Here is a 16,642-nt window from a genome sequence, read left to right on the forward strand (position 1 = left end):
GACCCGGCACGACGCTTCACCTCTTCCGTCGCCGCCGACCGCTCACGATGGGGGATCGCCCGGCGACCACGCGAACGAGTGTGGCGGGCGGCTCGACCCTACCGCGACCCACCGTAACAAGCTCGACCGATCTCGCCCCTGAGGATTTCATTTGCGATCTCGCCGCCTCGACCTCCTCCGCGGCCCGCTCCCCCTTCATCGCCAGTAATTCGCCGCCCTCGCGCAGCAGGGGCATCGACCAGGCGAGCAGTCGATCGAGCGGGGCCACCGCCCGTGCCGTCGCCACATCGAAGAGACGCTTGCGCGCCAACTCCTCGGCGCGCCCGCGAAGCACCTCGACGTTGTCCAGCTTCAGCACCTCGACGCATTCGGAGAGGAAGGTGGTGCGACGCAGCAGCGGCTCCAGGAGGGTCACCCTGACATCGGGTCGGACGATCGCCAGGACCAGGCCGGGCAGCCCGGCTCCTGATCCGATGTCGACCAGCGCCGCGTCGGGAGGAACGGCCTCCGCCACGACAGCACAGTTCAGCAGGTGCCGATCCCAGATCCTGGGCACCTCACGAGGGCCGAGCAGCCCACGGACCACTCCTGGCCCGGCGAGCATCTCGGCGAACATCCGTGCCTGCCGGATCGCCTCACCGGGAAAGACCTCCGGGGCCGCCGCGGGTGCCTCCGGCAGCGACGCCGGCTCATGCGGCTGATGGGGCCTGGATGGCTCATGGGGCATGGACGGCTCGGGCAGCCCAGCCGGTTCGTTGCTCTCCGTCATCACTCAACTCATTCGGGAACGCTCAGGGCCAAGGGTAGTCGTCCCCTACCTGCCGGGCGCGCAGAGACGTACAGGATGTGGAAAGCCGCCGGTCCGTGAGGCAGGACCGGCGGCTTTCCGTGGGTGAAAAGCTCTGTGAGCCGGGGGTGGCGAAGGAGCCAGGGGATGTCTTGGAACCACTCCCTAGGCGGGGAGGACGACCACGAACCGGTTGGGTTCCTCGCCCTCGGACTCGCTGCGCAGGCCGGCGGCCGCGACGGCGTCGTGCACGACCTTCCGCTCGAACGGCGTCATCGGCTCCAGCGCCTTCGGCTGCCCGCTGCGCTTCACATCCCCGGCGACCGCCTTGCCGATCTTCGTCAACTCAGCGCGGCGGCGCTCACGGAAGCCGCCGACGTCGAGCATGAGCCGGGAGCGTTCCCCCGTACGGCGGTGCACGGCGAGACGGGTCAACTCCTGCAGCGCCTCCAGCACCTCTCCGTCCGGGCCGACGAGCTCGGTTCCCTTGACGCCGACGATCGAGACCATGGCTCGGTCGCCCTCGACGTCCATATCGATGTCGCCGTCCATGTCGGCGATGTCGAGCAGTCCCTCCAGATAGTCGGCCGCGATCTCACCCTCCTGTTCGAGGGCTTCGACGTCGGGAGCAGGCTTGAGGGTCTCCTCAGCTTCGGTCACGTCCGGACTCTCCTTCTCCTACGACTTCTTGCTGCCGCTGCGCTTGCTGCGAGGCTGCCGCGTCGGCTGCTGACGGATGATCTTCGGCTCGGGGGTGGGTTCCGGAGACTCGGCCTTGGGCTTGCCGAGCACCTTGCCGAAGATGCCGTGGCTGGGCTCGGGCGTGACGACATTACCCTTCTCGTCCACGAGCGGCATGGGATGGCGCGCGTAGAACCAGTGCTGCTGACCGAGGGTCCACAGGTTGGTGGTCACCCAGTAGAGGATCAGACCGAGCTGGAAGTTCAGGCTGAAGATGGCGAACAGCGGCGACACGTACATCAGGATCTTCTGCTGCTGCGCCATCGGGTTGTCCGGCATCTGCGCCATCGAGCGCCTCACGCTCTGCCGGACGGTGAGGAAGGTGGTCAGCGAGCTGACGGCCACGAAGACCGCCAGCACGATCTTCGTAACCGTCGGGTTGGCGTCGCCGAGCTTCTGGATGTCGGCCGCGCTGGTGAAGAAGGTCGCCGGCAGGGGAGCGCCGAAGACATGCGCGGCACGCATGCTCTCCACGAGCTCCTTGGTCATGCCGAAGACGGCGCGGTCCTCGGCGATGGCCCGCAGCACCGTGAACATGGAGATGAAGATCGGGAACTGCGCGACGACCGGGAGGCAGCCACCCAGCGGGTTGGCCCCCGCCTCCTGGTAGAGGCGCATGACCTCCTGGTTCATGCGCTGCTTGTCGTTCTTGTACCGCTTACGCAGTTCCTGAACCTTGGGCGCGAGCTCCTGCATCTTCCGCGAGGAGCGCATCTGCTTCATGAACAGCGGGAAGATCAGCAGTCGCATCAGCACGGTCAGCGTGATGATGGTCAGCGCCCAGTTCAGGCCGCTGTCGGAGGGGATGAAGAAGCTGTAACCCGCGTGGATATGGGTGATCACCCAGGCCACTGCCGTATACAGCCAGTCGAGGAATGGCAGCTCCACCGAGCTAGCTCCCTTGCGTTTCGTCGTGAGACCGGACTCGGCGTGGGGGCACCGGATCGAAACCACCAGGATGGAACGGATGACACCGCCCGATCCGCCTGACGGTCAGCCATACTCCGCGCACCGCGCCGTGTACGGCGATCGCCTCCAGGCCGTACGCGCTACAGGACGGCTCGAACCGGCATCTCGGTCCGAGAACCGGGCTGATGAAGGCCCGGTAGAACTTGATCAGGGCGAGCAGCACACGGGCGACCGGACCGGCACGCCGCTCTGCCTCCTCCGACGCGACGCCGCGCGCCGGGATAGGGTGCTCCGCTGTCATGATCGTCCATCCGTCAGGGTCCGCGATTCCGACCTACGCCCCCGGAGTAAACGATCCAGCACGACGTCGAGTTCGGTGGCCAGATGCTCGCTTCGCGCGGACGCGGCCGGTGGATTGGCCCGTACCACAAGCAGGCTACCTCGCGGAATCGCGGTCAGGCGGGTCCGCATGAGGTGTCTGAGCCTGCGCCGGACGCGGTTCCTGACCACAGCGCCACCGACCGCCTTGCTGACGACGAAACCCACCAGCGGCGGCACATCGGCCTCGCGTGTCTTCAGGTGCGCGACCAGCATGGGACGACCGGCGCGTCGCCCTCGGCGGATCGCGTCGGCGAACTCTTCACCCCGTCGCATCCGCGACGCGGACGGCAGCACCCGGACTTCCCCTGTTTACGGCTGCCGCCCACCACTCCGGAGCCGGATCATCGGTCCCCGGGCGCGGCGGGCGGTCTCGCGTCGTCAGACCGCCAGCTCGGCGCGGCCCTTACGGCGACGGGCGGCCAGGATCGCGCGGCCGGCCCGGGTGCGCATGCGCAGCCGGAAGCCGTGGGTCTTCGCGCGGCGACGGTTGTTCGGCTGGTAAGTACGCTTGCTCACGGGTGGGCTCCAGGCTTCAGTTACGTCCGCGGAGGTTCCGCGGACGCGCTACATTCCAAGGTCGCGGCTCGTCAGATGCGCGGGCATGCGAAAAAGCCGTCGCGTGATTAGCCGACCGGAATACGTTACGGGTCGACCTCCTGCCAGGTCAAACCAGGCACTGTCAAGACAGACGCCACCCGCACCCAGACGCCGCACTTGGACCACCCTACCCGCGTCTCCCGTCCACCTGGCCTTCCCACGCTCCGCAGGCGCTCCGCCCGCCCATGAGCGGGCCTCGTCCGGGCGACCGGGATGGGAAAGAACAAGCGACTACGGCAGCGACCTCGGCCCGTTAGGCTGTGGACAACGTCTTGAACGCGGGTTGTACACACCGATACTGTCGGCCCTCCGGCCATTCCCTCCATCAGTATGGATGCGCCTGGGCAGAATGTGCGGGACTGTCCACATCATGTGGATCAGATGTGGATCATCCGTGCGGAGGGTCAACCGGAAACCTCCGGACGGGGCGAGCTGGGATCGCGGCGTACGAACGGGGACCGCGTAACGGGAGGAGTGGCCGGGTCATGGATAGCGTCGATCTCAACGCTGTATGGGCTCGGGCGCTCGCGACCCTGTTCGACGAGGGCGTCTCCGGGCAGCAGCGCGCTTTCCTCCAGATGACGCAGCCCTCCGGGCTGATCAACGACACGATCCTCCTGGCCGCCCCCAACGACTTCGCCAAGGAGGTCCTGGAAGTACGGCTCCGCCCGCTGATCGCGCACGCGCTCGCACAGGAGTTGGGGCAGCCGGTGCGCATCGCGGTGATGGTCGATCCAGGCGCCGCCTCCTACGGGCAGAACAGTGCCGTCACGGGCCTGCCCGGTACGGGCACCGGGCAGAGCGGACTGCAGCCGCCTCGGCAGGCCGAATATCCACAGCCCCACCCACAGGGACAGCGTCCCCCTTTCGCCGAGGACGACTCCGCGCGACGGGATGCCGGGCCGTACGGCGGGCAGGATTACCCACAGCGGACCGGCGGATATTCACCCGAGCCCCCGCCGAAGCCCGAGCCCCCGCAGAACCGGTGGGACGTGCGCGGTGGCGGCGGGCGAACCTCGAGCGAGCCGGCCCGGCTCAACGCGAAGTACACCTTCGAGACGTTCGTCATCGGGGCGAGCAATCGTTTCGCCCACGCGGCCGCCGTCGCCGCCGCCGAATCTCCCGCCAAGGCGTACAACCCGCTGTTCATCTACGGCGACTCCGGCCTGGGCAAGACCCACCTGCTCCACGCGATCGGCCACTACGCCCAGCACCTCTATGAGGGGGCCAGGGTGCGTTATGTGAGCTCTGAGGAGTTCACCAACGATTTCATCAACTCCATCCGCGACCACAAGGCGGACGGGTTCCGTGCCCGCTACCGCGCGGTCGACATCCTGCTCGTGGACGACATCCAGTTTCTGGAGGGCAAGGAGCAGACCCAGGAGGAGTTCTTCCACACCTTCAACACCCTCCACAACGCCAGCAAGCAGATCGTCATATCCAGCGACCGCGCGCCCAAGCAGCTCATGACGCTGGAGGACCGGCTGCGCAACCGGTTCGAGTGGGGACTGATCACCGATGTCCAGCCGCCCGAGCTGGAGACCCGCATCGCGATCCTGCGCAAGAAGGCGATACAGGAGGGGCTGGCCGCGCCGCCCGACGTGCTCGAATACATCGCGAGCCGCATCGCGACGAACATCCGGGAGCTGGAGGGGGCCCTGATCCGGGTCACCGCGTTCGCCAGCCTGAACCGGCAGTCCGTGGACATCCAACTCGCCGAGGTCGTCCTCAAGGACCTGATCAGCGAGGACGCCAGCCCAGAGATCACCATCTCTCTCATCATGTCGACGACGGCCGAATACTTCGGGGTCTCGCTCGACGACCTGTGCGGCAGCTCCCGCTCGCGGGCCTTAGTCACCGCCCGCCAGATCGCCATGTATCTGGCGCGTGAGCTGACCGACCTCTCTCTACCGAAGATCGGCCAGCAGTTCGGCGGCCGGGATCACACGACCGTGATGCACGCCGAGCGGAAGATACGGTCACTCATGGCCGAGCGTCGATCGATGTACAACCAGGTCAACGAGCTGACGACACGCGTCAAGCAGCGAGCGCGCAACGCTTGATTCACAGCCTGTGGATATCCCTGTGGATCGCATCAGGGACCCATCCGCGGCTCGCTCGCGACTACTTCACCCTGACATCCCCTGGAAGATCGCCATGCGGCGTTGTGGATGAACTTGGGGAAAGCCTGGGGATTTCTTGGGGAAGACCCGTGGACATCCTGGGGATGCCCTGTGCGTAGCGATTTCCGCAGGCACAAAACGGACTCCTACCCGGTGGATAACCGGTGGAAACATCGTGGATTACTCGTGGATGACGGCCCTCCAAGTTGGGGAAGCGCTGTGGGCACAGCTCGCGCGCCCACAGCGAGAGCCGCTTCATCCACTCTTCACCCACAGGGCCGGTGGATGAAGAACTGTCCTTGAGCTGCGAAAACTCAAGTAATCCACATATCCACCGCCCCTAAGAAGATGACGGGTTTCTCTCCCAATGAAGAGCTCAAGAACCATAGAAGGGTTCCGGGAGGTGCTCAGGTTTCTCAAGCGATCAGGCCCCGGGCGCCCAGTCAGGGGAGGTACCCGGGTTCTGGAGCACCGGGGTCCCGGGAGGTGGAAGACTTGGCGGAGCACCGATACCCAGGAGGCTGATCCACCGTGATGTTCCGGATCGATCGCGACGTGCTCGCCGAGGCCGTGGCGTGGACGGCGCGCAGCCTTCCGGCCCGGCCCTCGGTGCCGGTGCTGGCGGGCATGCGGCTCGAGGTCACCGACGACCAGCGGCTGAAGCTCTCAGGCTTCGACTACGAGGTCTCGGCCGAAGTGACCCTCGATCTGCAGACCGGTGAGCCGGGTGTGGTGCTCGTCTCCGGCAAGCTCCTCGCCGAGATCACCCGAGCGCTTCCCGCCCAGCCGGTCGACCTCGTCGTGGAGGGGTCCAAGGCGGTCGTCACCTGTGGCAGCGCGAGGTTCACGCTGCTCACCATGCCTGTGGAGGACTACCCCTCGCTGCCGTCCATGCCACCGGCGGCCGGCCGGGTGGGCAGCGACATGTTCGCTTCGGCCGTCGCCCAGGTCGCGGTCGCGACGGGCAAGGACGACACGCTGCCCATGCTCACCGGTGTCCGCATGGAAATCGAGGGCGACACGGTGACCCTCGCGGCGACCGACCGCTACCGCCTGGCCGTACGGGAACTGAAGTGGCAGCCGGAGCCGTCCGACTTCCAGGCGATCGCGATGATCCCCGGCCGTACACTCGCCGAGACGGCCAAGGCCCTCGGCGGCACGGGCGCGGAAGTGGAGATCGCGCTCAGCTCGGTCGGCGGCACCGGCGAGGGCATGATCGGATTCTCCAGCTCGGGCAGGCGGACCACGACCAGGCTTCTCGACCCGGAGTTCCCCAAGTACCGCTCGCTGCTGCCCACCGAGTTCTCCGCGCACGCGGACTTGTCCACAGCCTCGTTCGTGGAGGCGGTCAAGCGCGTCGCGCTGGTCGCCGAGCGCAACACCCCCGTACGGCTGGCCTTCCACGGCGGCGAGGTCGTCCTGGAGGCGGGCAGCGGCGACGAGGCGCAGGCCGTGGAGGCGCTGCCGGTCGAGTTCGACGGTGACGAGATCAACATCGCGTTCAACCACCAGTACCTGCTGGAAGGGCTGGGCGCGATCGACTCCGACGTGGCGCGGCTGCACTTCACCACTTCCACCAAGCCGGCGATCCTCACCGGGGGCAAACCTGTGGATGACGGTGCGGTCGAGGACTACCGATACCTCATCATGCCGATCCGCCTGTCGAGCTGATCTCTTGAGCTGATCTGCTGAGCGATCACGGGCGTACGATCTGGGCGAGGGCATAGGCCCATCGCGTTGGGGTACGCGTGCCTTTCAGACGAGTTTGGATGGTTGCTGCGGCTAAGGGGTGGCTGACATGCGAATCGGCATGATCGGGCTCGGCAAGATGGGCGGGAACATGGCCGAGCGGCTGCGTCGTGGCGGCCATGAGGTCATCGGATACGACCGCGACCCGTCGATCAGCGATGCCGGCAGCCTCAAAGAGCTCATCGAGAGGCTGGACCCTCCGCGCGCCGTATGGGTTATGGTCCCCGCCGGCGACCCGACCCGGGCCGTCATCGAACAACTCGGAGAACTGCTGTCGGCCGGCGACATCGTCGTGGACGGCGGTAACTCGCACTACAAGGATGACCAGCGGCACGCGGCCGAACTCGACGCGAAGGGCATCGGCTTCGTCGACGTGGGCGTCAGCGGCGGCGTCTGGGGACTGGAGTACGGCTACGCGCTCATGGCCGGCGGCGCCCCCGAGCACATCGGGCAGCTCATGCCGATCTTCGAGGTGCTCAAACCTGCGGGAGAGGACGGCTTCGTCCGCGCCGGGGGCGTCGGCGGCGGACACTTCGCGAAGATGGTCCACAACGGCATCGAGTACGGCATGATGCAGGCCTTCGCCGAGGGATGGGAACTGCTGGAAGCCAGCGAAGCCGTGACGGACATCGTCGGCACCTTCAAGAGTTGGCGACATGGCACGGTCATCCGCTCCTGGCTGCTCGACCTGATGGTCCGCGCCCTCGAGGAGGATCCGGATCTGGCCGAGTTGAAGGGGTACGCGGAGGACTCGGGCGAGGGCCGGTGGACGGTCCAGGCGGCGGTCGAGCACGCCGTGCCCCTTCCGGCCATCACGGCCGCCCTCTACGCGCGCTTCACGTCCCGCCAGACCGACTCACCGGCCATGAAGATGGTCGCGGCGCTGCGCAACCAGTTCGGCGGCCACGCGGTCGCCTCGAGCGAAGGCCAGACGGGCAAGGGCGCCGACTCCCCCGGCGCCGACGTCACCCCTCCCTTGCCGTGATCTCGCGAATACTCGCACACAGCACACTCCACCTGCGCTTGTTCCATTCGTGATCTTGCAGAAACTCGCAGCCGTAGGCGCCGACCAGGGGGAAGCACTTCCGTGATCTTGCAGTCGTGCGAGCGAGCTGACTGCAAGATCACGGATACGGTAACCCCAGGTCAGCGCATATCTGTGCGAGAAACCGCAAGATCACGCCAAGTGTTTTCCCAGGTGATGGGATAAGTCTGCGAGCAACTGCAAGATCACGGCCAAGGTGGGGGGTGGGGAGGGCTAGCCTTACGGGCGTGCATGTGGCGAGCCTTTCCCTCACCGACTACCGGTCGTACGCCGGAGTCGACCTCATGCTCGAGCCCGGGCCCACGGCCTTCGTCGGCCCGAACGGGCAGGGGAAGACGAACCTGGTCGAGGCGCTGGGCTACCTGGCCACCCATTCGAGTCACCGGGTCGCCACTGACGCCCCGCTCGTACGGCACGGCGCGCAGCGGGCGGTCATCCGGTCGGTCGTCGTCAAGGACGACCGCCGCGCGCTGATCGAGTTGGAGATCAACCCGGGGCGGGCCAACCGCGCCAGGGTGAACCGCTCTCCGGTTCCCCGGCCGCGCGACGCGCTCGGCCTGCTGCGAACCGTGCTGTTCGCCCCCGAGGATCTCGCGCTGGTCAAGGGTGACCCCTCCGAGCGGCGTCGTTTCGTGGACGAACTGCTGGTCGCCCGTGCTCCGCGGCTCGCCGGGGTGCGCGCTGACTATGATCGCGTGCTGAAGCAGCGCAACGCCCTGCTGCGTACGATCGCCGCTTCGGGCGGCGGCAGGCGGCGCGGCGCCCGCAGGCAGGACGAAGAGGCGGGGTTCGCCGCCGCGGGGGCTGGGGACGTGCTGGCTACGCTTGAGATCTGGGACGCCCATCTCGTACGGCACGGCGCCGAGTTGACCGCGGCCCGCCTGGAGTTGGTCGACGCGCTGCGTCCGATGGCGGCCAAGGCCTACGCCACGCTCGCCCCGTCGTCCGGGCTGGCGGATCTGGATTATCGGTGCTCGGCAGACGAAGGAAAGTTATCCACAGATATACCTCAATTGGGGATAACCCGTGAGGACATAGCCGAACGGCTGCGCGCCGCCCTCGCCGAGGTTCGCCGGACCGAGTTGGCGCGCGGTGTCACGCTGATCGGCCCGCACCGCGACGACCTGCAGCTCCGGCTGGGTGAGTTGCCGGCTCGGGGTTACGCCAGCCACGGCGAGTCCTGGTCGTTCGCGCTGGCGCTCCGGCTGGCCGCCTACGACCTCCTCCGATCGGACGGCGGCGATCCCGTGCTCATCCTCGATGACGTGTTCGCCGAGCTCGACGACCAGCGACGCAGGCGGCTCACCGAGATCGTCGCCCCCGCCGAGCAGGTGCTCATCACCGCGGCGGTGGCCGGCGACGTGCCGCCCGAACTCGCCGGGGCCCGCTTCGACGTGACCGAAGGGACCGTGACCCGTGTCCGCTGAACGTCCCCTGCCCGAACCCCCCGGATCGTCCCCTGAATCCGATCAGCCTCCTCTCGGTGCGGTCACTGGACCGCCCGGGGGCTCTCCGGCTCAATCGCCTGCTTTATCCACAGGCGGTGGACAACCGCCCCAAACGCGGATGGCCGCGGCACGGGGCGCGGCGCTGGCTCGGGAGAAGCTGGCACAGGCCAAGGCGGACGCCGCCCGGCGCGGGCAGCTTCCCCGGACCGAGCCGCGCCGCCGGCCCGGCGGTCAGCGGCGGGACTCCGGCGATCCGCAGCTGTTCGGCCGGGCGATCCGCGACCTGCTCGCCGATCGGGGTTGGGAGCAGCCCGCCGCGATCGGGGGTGTCTTCGGCCGCTGGCGCGAGATCGTCGGTTCCGGGCTGGCCGAGCACACCAGGCCCGAGAGCTTCGCGGACGGCGAGGTGATCGTGACCGCCGACTCGACGGCCTGGGCCACACAGGTGCGCCTGCTGGCATCGACGCTGGTCAAGCGGCTGAATGAGGAACTCGGCGACGGAACGGTCAAGCAGGTGAAGGTGCGTGGTCCGGTCGGGGGACCGGCCCGTCCGGAAGGCGGCCTGCGAGTACGCGGCTCGCGCGGGCCGCGGGACACGTACGGCTGAGCCGTACCGAAGAGCACAGCCGGCTGAGCCGTACCAAGAGCACAGCCGGCTGAGCCGTACCGAAGAGCACAGTCGACTGAGCCGTACCGAAGAGCACAGTCGACTGAGCCGTACCAAGAGCACAGTCGACTGAGTCGCACCGAAGAGCACAGTCGGCTGAGTCGGACACCCGCCGCACCGGACCCGAGACCGGACGTCGAACCGGCTCAAAATCGCCCCTGAGGCGACGACCCCCGTCCCACGTGGGGGATGCTCAAAACCATGATCGTCAAGCGACAGGGCATCACAGCCCCCGTCAATGCCCCCTGCGGTCGATCTGAACGGTAGAATGAAGTCGGACTCAAGGACACGTCCGGTTTGTCTCACCCCGGCCCAGGCATACCTGGAAGCCGACTCCCCTGGGTGGGCGCATCGGGGCACTCACAACGGTGACGGGCACGGCGAGGGCAGCCAATCAAGGGTGCCCGGCGCCGCGTGTCCGCGGCAGGAGGATTTCGCACTTGTCCTACGACGCAAGCTCTATCACCGTTCTCGAGGGCCTGGAAGCGGTCCGCAAGCGCCCCGGCATGTACATCGGCTCGACGGGCGAGCGCGGTCTGCACCACCTGGTGTACGAGATCGTGGACAACGCGGTCGACGAGGCGCTGGCCGGCTACAACGACCGGATCGAGGTGACGCTGCTCGCCGACGGCGGGGTGCGCGTCTTCGACCACGGCCGCGGCATCCCCGTCGGCATAGTGGCCGCCGAGGGCCGCCCGGCCGTCGAGGTCGTGTTCACCGTGCTGCACGCGGGCGGCAAGTTCGACGGCAAGTCGTACGCCGTCTCCGGCGGCCTGCACGGCGTGGGCGCCTCGGTCGTGAACGCGCTGTCCAGCCGGCTCGAGGTCGAGGTCCGCACCGACGGGCACGTCTGGCGGCAGTCGTACGTCACGGCCAAGCCGACCGGCCCGCTGCAGAAGGGCGAGCCGACCGACGACCACGGCACGACGATCTCGTTCTGGCCCGACCCGGAGATCTTCGAGACGACCGCCTGGAACTTCGAGACGCTCTCACGCCGATTCCAGGAGATGGCCTTCCTCAACAAGGGCCTGACGATCCAGCTCGCCGACGAGCGGCCCGACCACATCAACGGCGAGCCCAAGGTCGTGACGTACTACTACGAGGGCGGCCTGGCGGACTTCGTCACCCATCTGAACGCGAAGAAGGAGCCGATCCACGGCTCGGTCATCGACTTCGAGGAGCACGGCGACGGCATCTCGGTCGAGATCGCCATGCAGTGGAACGGCTCCTATACCGAATCGGTCTACACGTTCGCGAACACGATCAACACGGCCGAGGGCGGCACCCATGAGGAGGGCTTCCGGGCGGCGCTGACCAGCATCGTCAACCGCTATGCCCGGGAGCAGAAGTTCCTCAAGGAGGGCAAGGACGACAACCTCGCCGGTGACGACATCCGCGAGGGCCTCGCCGCGATCATCTCGGTGAAGCTGGCCGACCCCCAGTTCGAGGGCCAGACCAAGACCAAGCTGGGCAACACCGAGGCGAAGTCGTTCGTCCAGAAGGCCTGTAACGATCATCTGCGCGACTGGCTCGAACGCAACCCCGGCGAGGCCAAGGAGATCATCAGTAAGGCGCTCCAGGCGTCCCGTGCCCGCATCGCGGCCCGGCAGGCCCGCGACCTGACCCGTCGCAAGTCACTGCTGGAGAGCGGCAGCGGACTGCCGGGCAAGCTGGCCGACTGCCAGTGGTCAGAGCCGGAGAAGTGCGAGCTGTTCATCGTCGAGGGCGACTCGGCCGGCGGCTCGGCGAAGGGCGGTCGCGACCCCAAGTTCCAGGCGATCCTGCCGCTCCGCGGCAAGATCCTGAACGTCGAGAAGGCGCGGATCGACAAGGTCCTCAAGAACACCGAGGTCCAGGCCCTGATCACGGCTCTCGGCACCGGAGTGCACGAAGAGTTCGACATCTCGAAGTTGCGTTATCACAAGCTGATCCTGATGGCGGACGCCGACGTCGACGGGCAGCACATCACGACGCTGCTGCTGACGCTGCTGTTCCGGTTCATGCGGCCGCTGATCGAGGCGGGTCACGTCTACCTCTCGCAGCCGCCGCTCTACAAGATCAAGTGGGACCGCAAGGGCGAGGACGCCTCGTACGCGTACTCCGACCGCGAGCGTGACTCGATCATCGAGGACGGCATCTCCCGCGGCAAGCGCGACCCCCGCGCCCACGATGGCGTGCAGCGCTTCAAGGGTCTGGGCGAGATGAACGCCGCCCAGCTCTGGGAGACCACGATGAACCCGGAGACCCGCCTGCTCCGCCAGGTCACCCTCGACGACGCCGCCCAGGCCGACGACCTGTTCAGCGTCCTCATGGGGGAGAACGTCGAGGCCCGCAGGACCTTCATCATCGCCAACGCCCGTGACGTCCGGTTCCTCGACGTCTGAGCAGAGTGTCTGACCAGAAGGACTTTTCGTGACGGAAGTGAACACTCAGCCAGGGCCTCCCGCCGATCGCATCGAGCCGGTCGACATCCAGGCCGAGATGCAGCGCAGCTACATGGACTACGCGATGTCGGTCATCGTGTCCCGTGCGCTGCCGGACGTGCGCGACGGCCTCAAGCCCGTGCACCGCCGGGTGCTGTACGCGATGTTCGACGGGGGCTACCGCCCCGATCGTGGCTACTTCAAGTGCTCGCGCATCGTCGGCGACGTCATGGGTTCGTATCACCCCCACGGCGACACGTCGATCTACGACACGGTCGTACGGCTCGCGCAGCCGTGGTCGCTGCGCTACCCGCTCGTCGACGGACAGGGCAACTTCGGCTCACCGGGCAACGACCCCGCGGCCGCGATGCGATACACCGAGAGCCGCCTGGCGCCGATCGCCATGGAGATGCTCCGGGACATCGACAAGGAGACCGTCGACTTCCAGCCGAACTACGACGGTCGGTCGCAGGAGCCGGTGGTCCTGCCGTCGCGGTTCCCCAACCTGCTCGTCAACGGCTCGGCCGGCATCGCGGTCGGGATGGCGACGAACATCCCGCCGCACAACCTCCGCGAGGTCGGCGAGGCCGTCAAGTGGGCGCTGGACAACCCCGAGGCGGGCGACGACGAGCTTCTCGCCGGGCTGATGGCCCGGATCAAGGGCCCGGACTTCCCGACCGGGGCGCTCATCGTCGGCCGCCGCGGCATCGAGGACGCCTACCGCACCGGACGCGGCTCGATCATCATGCGGGCCGTGGTCGAGGTCGAGGAGGACGCCAAGGGGCGCCAGTGCCTGGTCGTCACCGCCCTGCCGTACCAGGTGAACCCGGACAACCTCGCGCTCACCATCGCCGAGCTGGTCAAGGACGGCCGGGTCACCGGCATCGCGGACGTACGCGACGAGACCTCCTCGCGTACGGGCCAGCGGCTGGTGATCGTGCTCAAGCGCGACGCGGTCGCCAAGGTCGTGCTGAACAACCTGTACAAGCACACCCAGCTCCAGACGACGTTCGGCGCGAACATGATCGCGCTCGTGGACGGCGTGCCCCGGACGCTGCGGCTCGACCAGTTCGTCCGGCACTACATCGTCCACCAGATCGAGGTCGTCGTCCGGCGGACCCGGTTCCTGCTGCGCAAGGCCGAGGAACGCGCCCACATCCTGCGCGGCCTGCTCAAGGCGCTCGACCGGATGGACGAGGTCATCGCGCTGATCAGGGGATCGGCTTCGGCGGCCGAGGCCCAGGGCGGCCTGATGACGCTGCTCGACATCGACCAGGTGCAGGCGCAGGCCATCCTGGACATGCAGCTGCGCAAGCTGGCCGCGCTGGAACGCCAGCAGATCCAGGACGAGTACGACGGCCTGATGGCGCAGATCGCCGACTACAACGACATCCTCGCCTCCGAGCCACGCCAGCGGCGGCTCGTCTCCGAGGAACTCGGCGAGATCATCGGTAAGTTCGGCGACGAGCGCAAGACCGAGATCATCGCGCATGAGGGCGACATGTCCATGGAGGACCTGATCGCCGAAGAGGACGTCGTCGTCACGATCACTCTCGGCGGCTACGCCAAGCGCACGAGCACCGACCTCTACCGGGCCCAGCGGCGGGGCGGCAAGGGAGTGCGCGGCGCCCAGCTCCGTCAGGACGACATCGTCGAGCACTTCTTCGTGACCACGACCCATCACTGGCTGCTGGCCTTCACGAACAAGGGCCGGGTCTACCGGTTCAAGGCGTACGAGCTGCCGGACGCGGGTCGCGACGCCCGCGGCCAGCACCTCGCGAACCTGCTCGCGATGCAGCCGGACGAGCACGTCATGGAGATCCTGGCCCTGCGCGACTACGACGTGGCGCCGTATCTCGTGCTCGCGACCCGCAGTGGCCTGGTGAAGAAGACCCGGTTGTCGGAGTACGACTCGCCGCGGTCGGGCGGCCTCATCGCCATCAACCTCCGCGAGGACGACGAGGTGATCGCGGCGCGGCTCGTCTCCGAGGGCGACGATCTCCTGCTCGTCTCCAAGAACGCGCAGTCGATCCGCTTCACCGCCTCCGATGAGGCGCTGCGCCCGATGGGCCGCGCCACCAGCGGCGTCATCGGCATGCGGTTCGTCGACGGCGACGAACTCCTGTCCATGAACGTGATCAGGGACGGCGAGGACGTGTTAATCGCCACGGAGGGCGGGTACGCGAAGCGCACCCCGGCCGAGCAGTACCCGGTGCAGGGCCGGGGTGGCAAGGGCGTGCTCACCGCGAAGATCGTAAGCTCCCGTGGCAAGCTGGTCGGAGCCGTCATGGTGCGCCCCGAGGACGAGGTCTTCGCCATCACCTCGGTAGGCGGGGTGATCCGGACCAGCGCCGGGGAGATCAAGCGGTCGGGCCGGCAGACGATGGGGGTGCGCCTGATGAACCTCGCAGAGGGAGACAGCGTCGTCGCGCTTGCCCGGAATGCCGAGTCGTTGGAGACCGAGGAAAACGGGGCAGGAGACGAGGCTGATGAGTAACGGAAGGAACGGGGTTAGCGGGTCGGCCCAGGATGGGGGTAGCGTCGCCAGAGTGGCGCGCGATGAACATGATGTGACACCTGGCGAGAAGGCCAAGGCCGAAGACCCGGCTCGAGACACCGTTCGCGTCCGGACGTCCGCACCGGACCAGCCGTGGAAGCAGCGGCCGCCCGCGGACGATGCCAGACCCGCGGACGGCAGGCTCGCGGGCGCCGCGGAGCCCACTGCCGCCTACGCCAGACCGGCCGGGCTGCCGCCGAAGGGGGGCCAGCCCGGGGGCCCGGGGAGCGGTCAGTCCGGTGGCCAGGCTGCCGCTTCGGGCAACAGCGCCCAGGGGAACCCGGTGGCGGGGTTCCCCCGGCCGACGCCGGCCGGTGACGCGGCCCGTCCTGGCCCGGCGGGGGACGGCGGGGTGCTGGCGGCCGGCGGCGCCATGAAGGGCCTCTCCTTCGAGGAGCGGAAAGACGGCCAGGGCGTGCTGGGCGGCAAGAAGGACAAGAAGTCCGGCGTCCGGCCGCCGCGCAAGGCCCACCTCGTGCTGCGCCGGGTCGAGCCGTGGTCGGCGATGAAGTTCAGCTTCGTCGTCTCCCTGGTCTGCTTCGTGGTGCTGTTCGTGGCCGTGGCCGTGCTGTACGGCGTGCTTTCCGCGCTCGGCGTCTTCTCCTCGATCACCGACGCCGTGCGGCAGTTGGCGGGTGACCAGAGCACCGGCATCGCCCTCGACATCAGCAGTTGGTTCGAGCCGATGCGCATCCTCGGCTACACCGCCCTGCTCGGCGCGGTGAACGTCGTGCTGATCACCGCGCTGTCCACACTGGGCGCGGTCATCTACAACATGTCCGCCGACCTCGTCGGCGGCGTGGAGATGACCTTCAGCGAGGCCGAATAACGCGTTTCGTACGGCTACCGCACGCCGGCGGTAGCCGTACGCGGTCCCCGTGGCACAGGCACGAACACCGGTACGGGGCACGACCAGCGGCACGGGCACGGTAAGATTTACCTCAGTCGGGGAACGGATTCGCCGCCATAGGCGAGATGCGGTAACGTTCCTTGCACCGAGTGCGGGGCTATAGCTCAGACGGTTAGAGCGCTTCCCTGATAAGGAAGAGGTCCCTGGTTCGAGTCCAGGTAGCCCCACCCAGCTCAAAGGCCGCCTCCTGATCGTGGAGAGCGGCCTTTGTGATCTCTGAGTGTCCAACCGCGTGACTACGGCCTCCTGCGGCTTGTGCTTAGATCTCCACGTCCTTGTCGAAGTACACGTTGTCTTCGCGCCAG

14 protein-coding genes and 1 tRNA gene are annotated in these 16,642 nt (G+C 67.6%); 9 read left to right on the forward strand and 6 right to left on the reverse strand.

Going from position 1 to position 16,642, the window contains the following annotated elements; genetic code table 11:
* Nucleotides 1-16: 16 nt before the first annotated feature.
* The 6 genes from rsmG to rpmH all read right to left on the reverse strand — a co-directional run bounded on the left by rsmG (nucleotide 17) and on the right by rpmH (nucleotide 3,334).
* Nucleotides 17-616 carry a 16S rRNA (guanine(527)-N(7))-methyltransferase RsmG gene (gene rsmG / locus Mth01_RS17445; RefSeq protein WP_407695953.1) on the reverse strand — a complete coding sequence of 200 codons (600 nt, stop codon included), beginning with the start codon at nucleotides 614-616 and terminating at the stop codon, nucleotides 17-19.
* Nucleotides 617-952: 336 nt separating this feature from the next.
* Nucleotides 953-1,447 (reverse strand): Jag family protein, encoded by a 495-nt coding sequence (locus Mth01_RS17450; protein WP_204016923.1) that lies wholly within the window; start codon nucleotides 1,445-1,447, stop codon nucleotides 953-955.
* Between the two features lie 18 nt (nucleotides 1,448-1,465).
* Entirely contained in the window at nucleotides 1,466-2,416 is a 951-nt protein-coding gene (yidC, locus tag Mth01_RS17455; protein WP_204016924.1) for a membrane protein insertase YidC, read from the reverse strand.
* Between the two features lie 4 nt (nucleotides 2,417-2,420).
* Nucleotides 2,421-2,738, reverse strand: coding sequence for a membrane protein insertion efficiency factor YidD (yidD, locus tag Mth01_RS17460; RefSeq protein ID WP_204016925.1), 318 nt, complete (start codon nucleotides 2,736-2,738; stop codon nucleotides 2,421-2,423).
* Nucleotides 2,735-3,112 (reverse strand): ribonuclease P protein component, encoded by a 378-nt coding sequence (gene rnpA, locus Mth01_RS17465; RefSeq protein ID WP_204016926.1) that lies wholly within the window; start codon nucleotides 3,110-3,112, stop codon nucleotides 2,735-2,737. The genes yidD and rnpA overlap by 4 nt, the downstream gene beginning before the upstream one ends.
* An 84-nt stretch (nucleotides 3,113-3,196) precedes the next feature.
* Entirely contained in the window at nucleotides 3,197-3,334 is a 138-nt protein-coding gene (gene rpmH / locus Mth01_RS17470) for a 50S ribosomal protein L34 (RefSeq protein ID WP_055480371.1), read from the reverse strand.
* A gap of 566 nt (nucleotides 3,335-3,900) precedes the next feature.
* Here rpmH and dnaA point away from each other — a divergent pair.
* From dnaA to Mth01_RS17515, 9 genes are all read left to right on the forward strand, one after another.
* Complete coding sequence (gene dnaA, locus Mth01_RS17475; RefSeq protein ID WP_204016927.1) at nucleotides 3,901-5,478, forward strand: chromosomal replication initiator protein DnaA; 1,578 nt, start codon at nucleotides 3,901-3,903, stop codon at nucleotides 5,476-5,478.
* 591 nt (nucleotides 5,479-6,069) lie between these two features.
* Nucleotides 6,070-7,209, forward strand: a complete 1,140-nt coding sequence (dnaN, locus tag Mth01_RS17480) for a DNA polymerase III subunit beta (RefSeq protein WP_204016928.1) — start codon at nucleotides 6,070-6,072, stop codon at nucleotides 7,207-7,209.
* A gap of 127 nt (nucleotides 7,210-7,336) precedes the next feature.
* Entirely contained in the window at nucleotides 7,337-8,272 is a 936-nt protein-coding gene (gnd, locus tag Mth01_RS17485; RefSeq protein ID WP_204016929.1) for a phosphogluconate dehydrogenase (NAD(+)-dependent, decarboxylating), read from the forward strand.
* Between the two features lie 287 nt (nucleotides 8,273-8,559).
* On the forward strand, nucleotides 8,560-9,759 hold the full coding sequence (recF, locus tag Mth01_RS17490; RefSeq protein WP_204016930.1) for a DNA replication/repair protein RecF: 1,200 nt from the start codon (nucleotides 8,560-8,562) through the stop codon (nucleotides 9,757-9,759).
* Nucleotides 9,760-9,898: 139 nt separating this feature from the next.
* Complete coding sequence (locus Mth01_RS17495) at nucleotides 9,899-10,387, forward strand: DUF721 domain-containing protein (protein ID WP_204016931.1); 489 nt, start codon at nucleotides 9,899-9,901, stop codon at nucleotides 10,385-10,387.
* A 500-nt stretch (nucleotides 10,388-10,887) separates the two neighbouring features.
* On the forward strand, nucleotides 10,888-12,831 hold the full coding sequence (gene gyrB, locus Mth01_RS17500) for a DNA topoisomerase (ATP-hydrolyzing) subunit B (RefSeq protein WP_204016932.1): 1,944 nt from the start codon (nucleotides 10,888-10,890) through the stop codon (nucleotides 12,829-12,831).
* Nucleotides 12,832-12,859: 28 nt separating this feature from the next.
* A complete protein-coding gene (gene gyrA, locus Mth01_RS17505; RefSeq protein WP_204016933.1) occupies nucleotides 12,860-15,367 on the forward strand; it encodes a DNA gyrase subunit A in 2,508 nt (835 codons plus the stop codon).
* A gap of 52 nt (nucleotides 15,368-15,419) precedes the next feature.
* A complete protein-coding gene (locus Mth01_RS29795; protein WP_239089760.1) occupies nucleotides 15,420-16,256 on the forward strand; it encodes a DUF3566 domain-containing protein in 837 nt (278 codons plus the stop codon).
* A gap of 174 nt (nucleotides 16,257-16,430) precedes the next feature.
* Nucleotides 16,431-16,504 (forward strand) — tRNA-Ile (locus Mth01_RS17515).
* The last annotated feature ends 138 nt before the right edge of the window (nucleotides 16,505-16,642 follow it).

This window comes from Sphaerimonospora thailandensis (assembly GCF_016863115.1).
Lineage (GTDB): Bacteria > Actinomycetota > Actinomycetes > Streptosporangiales > Streptosporangiaceae > Sphaerimonospora > Sphaerimonospora cavernae.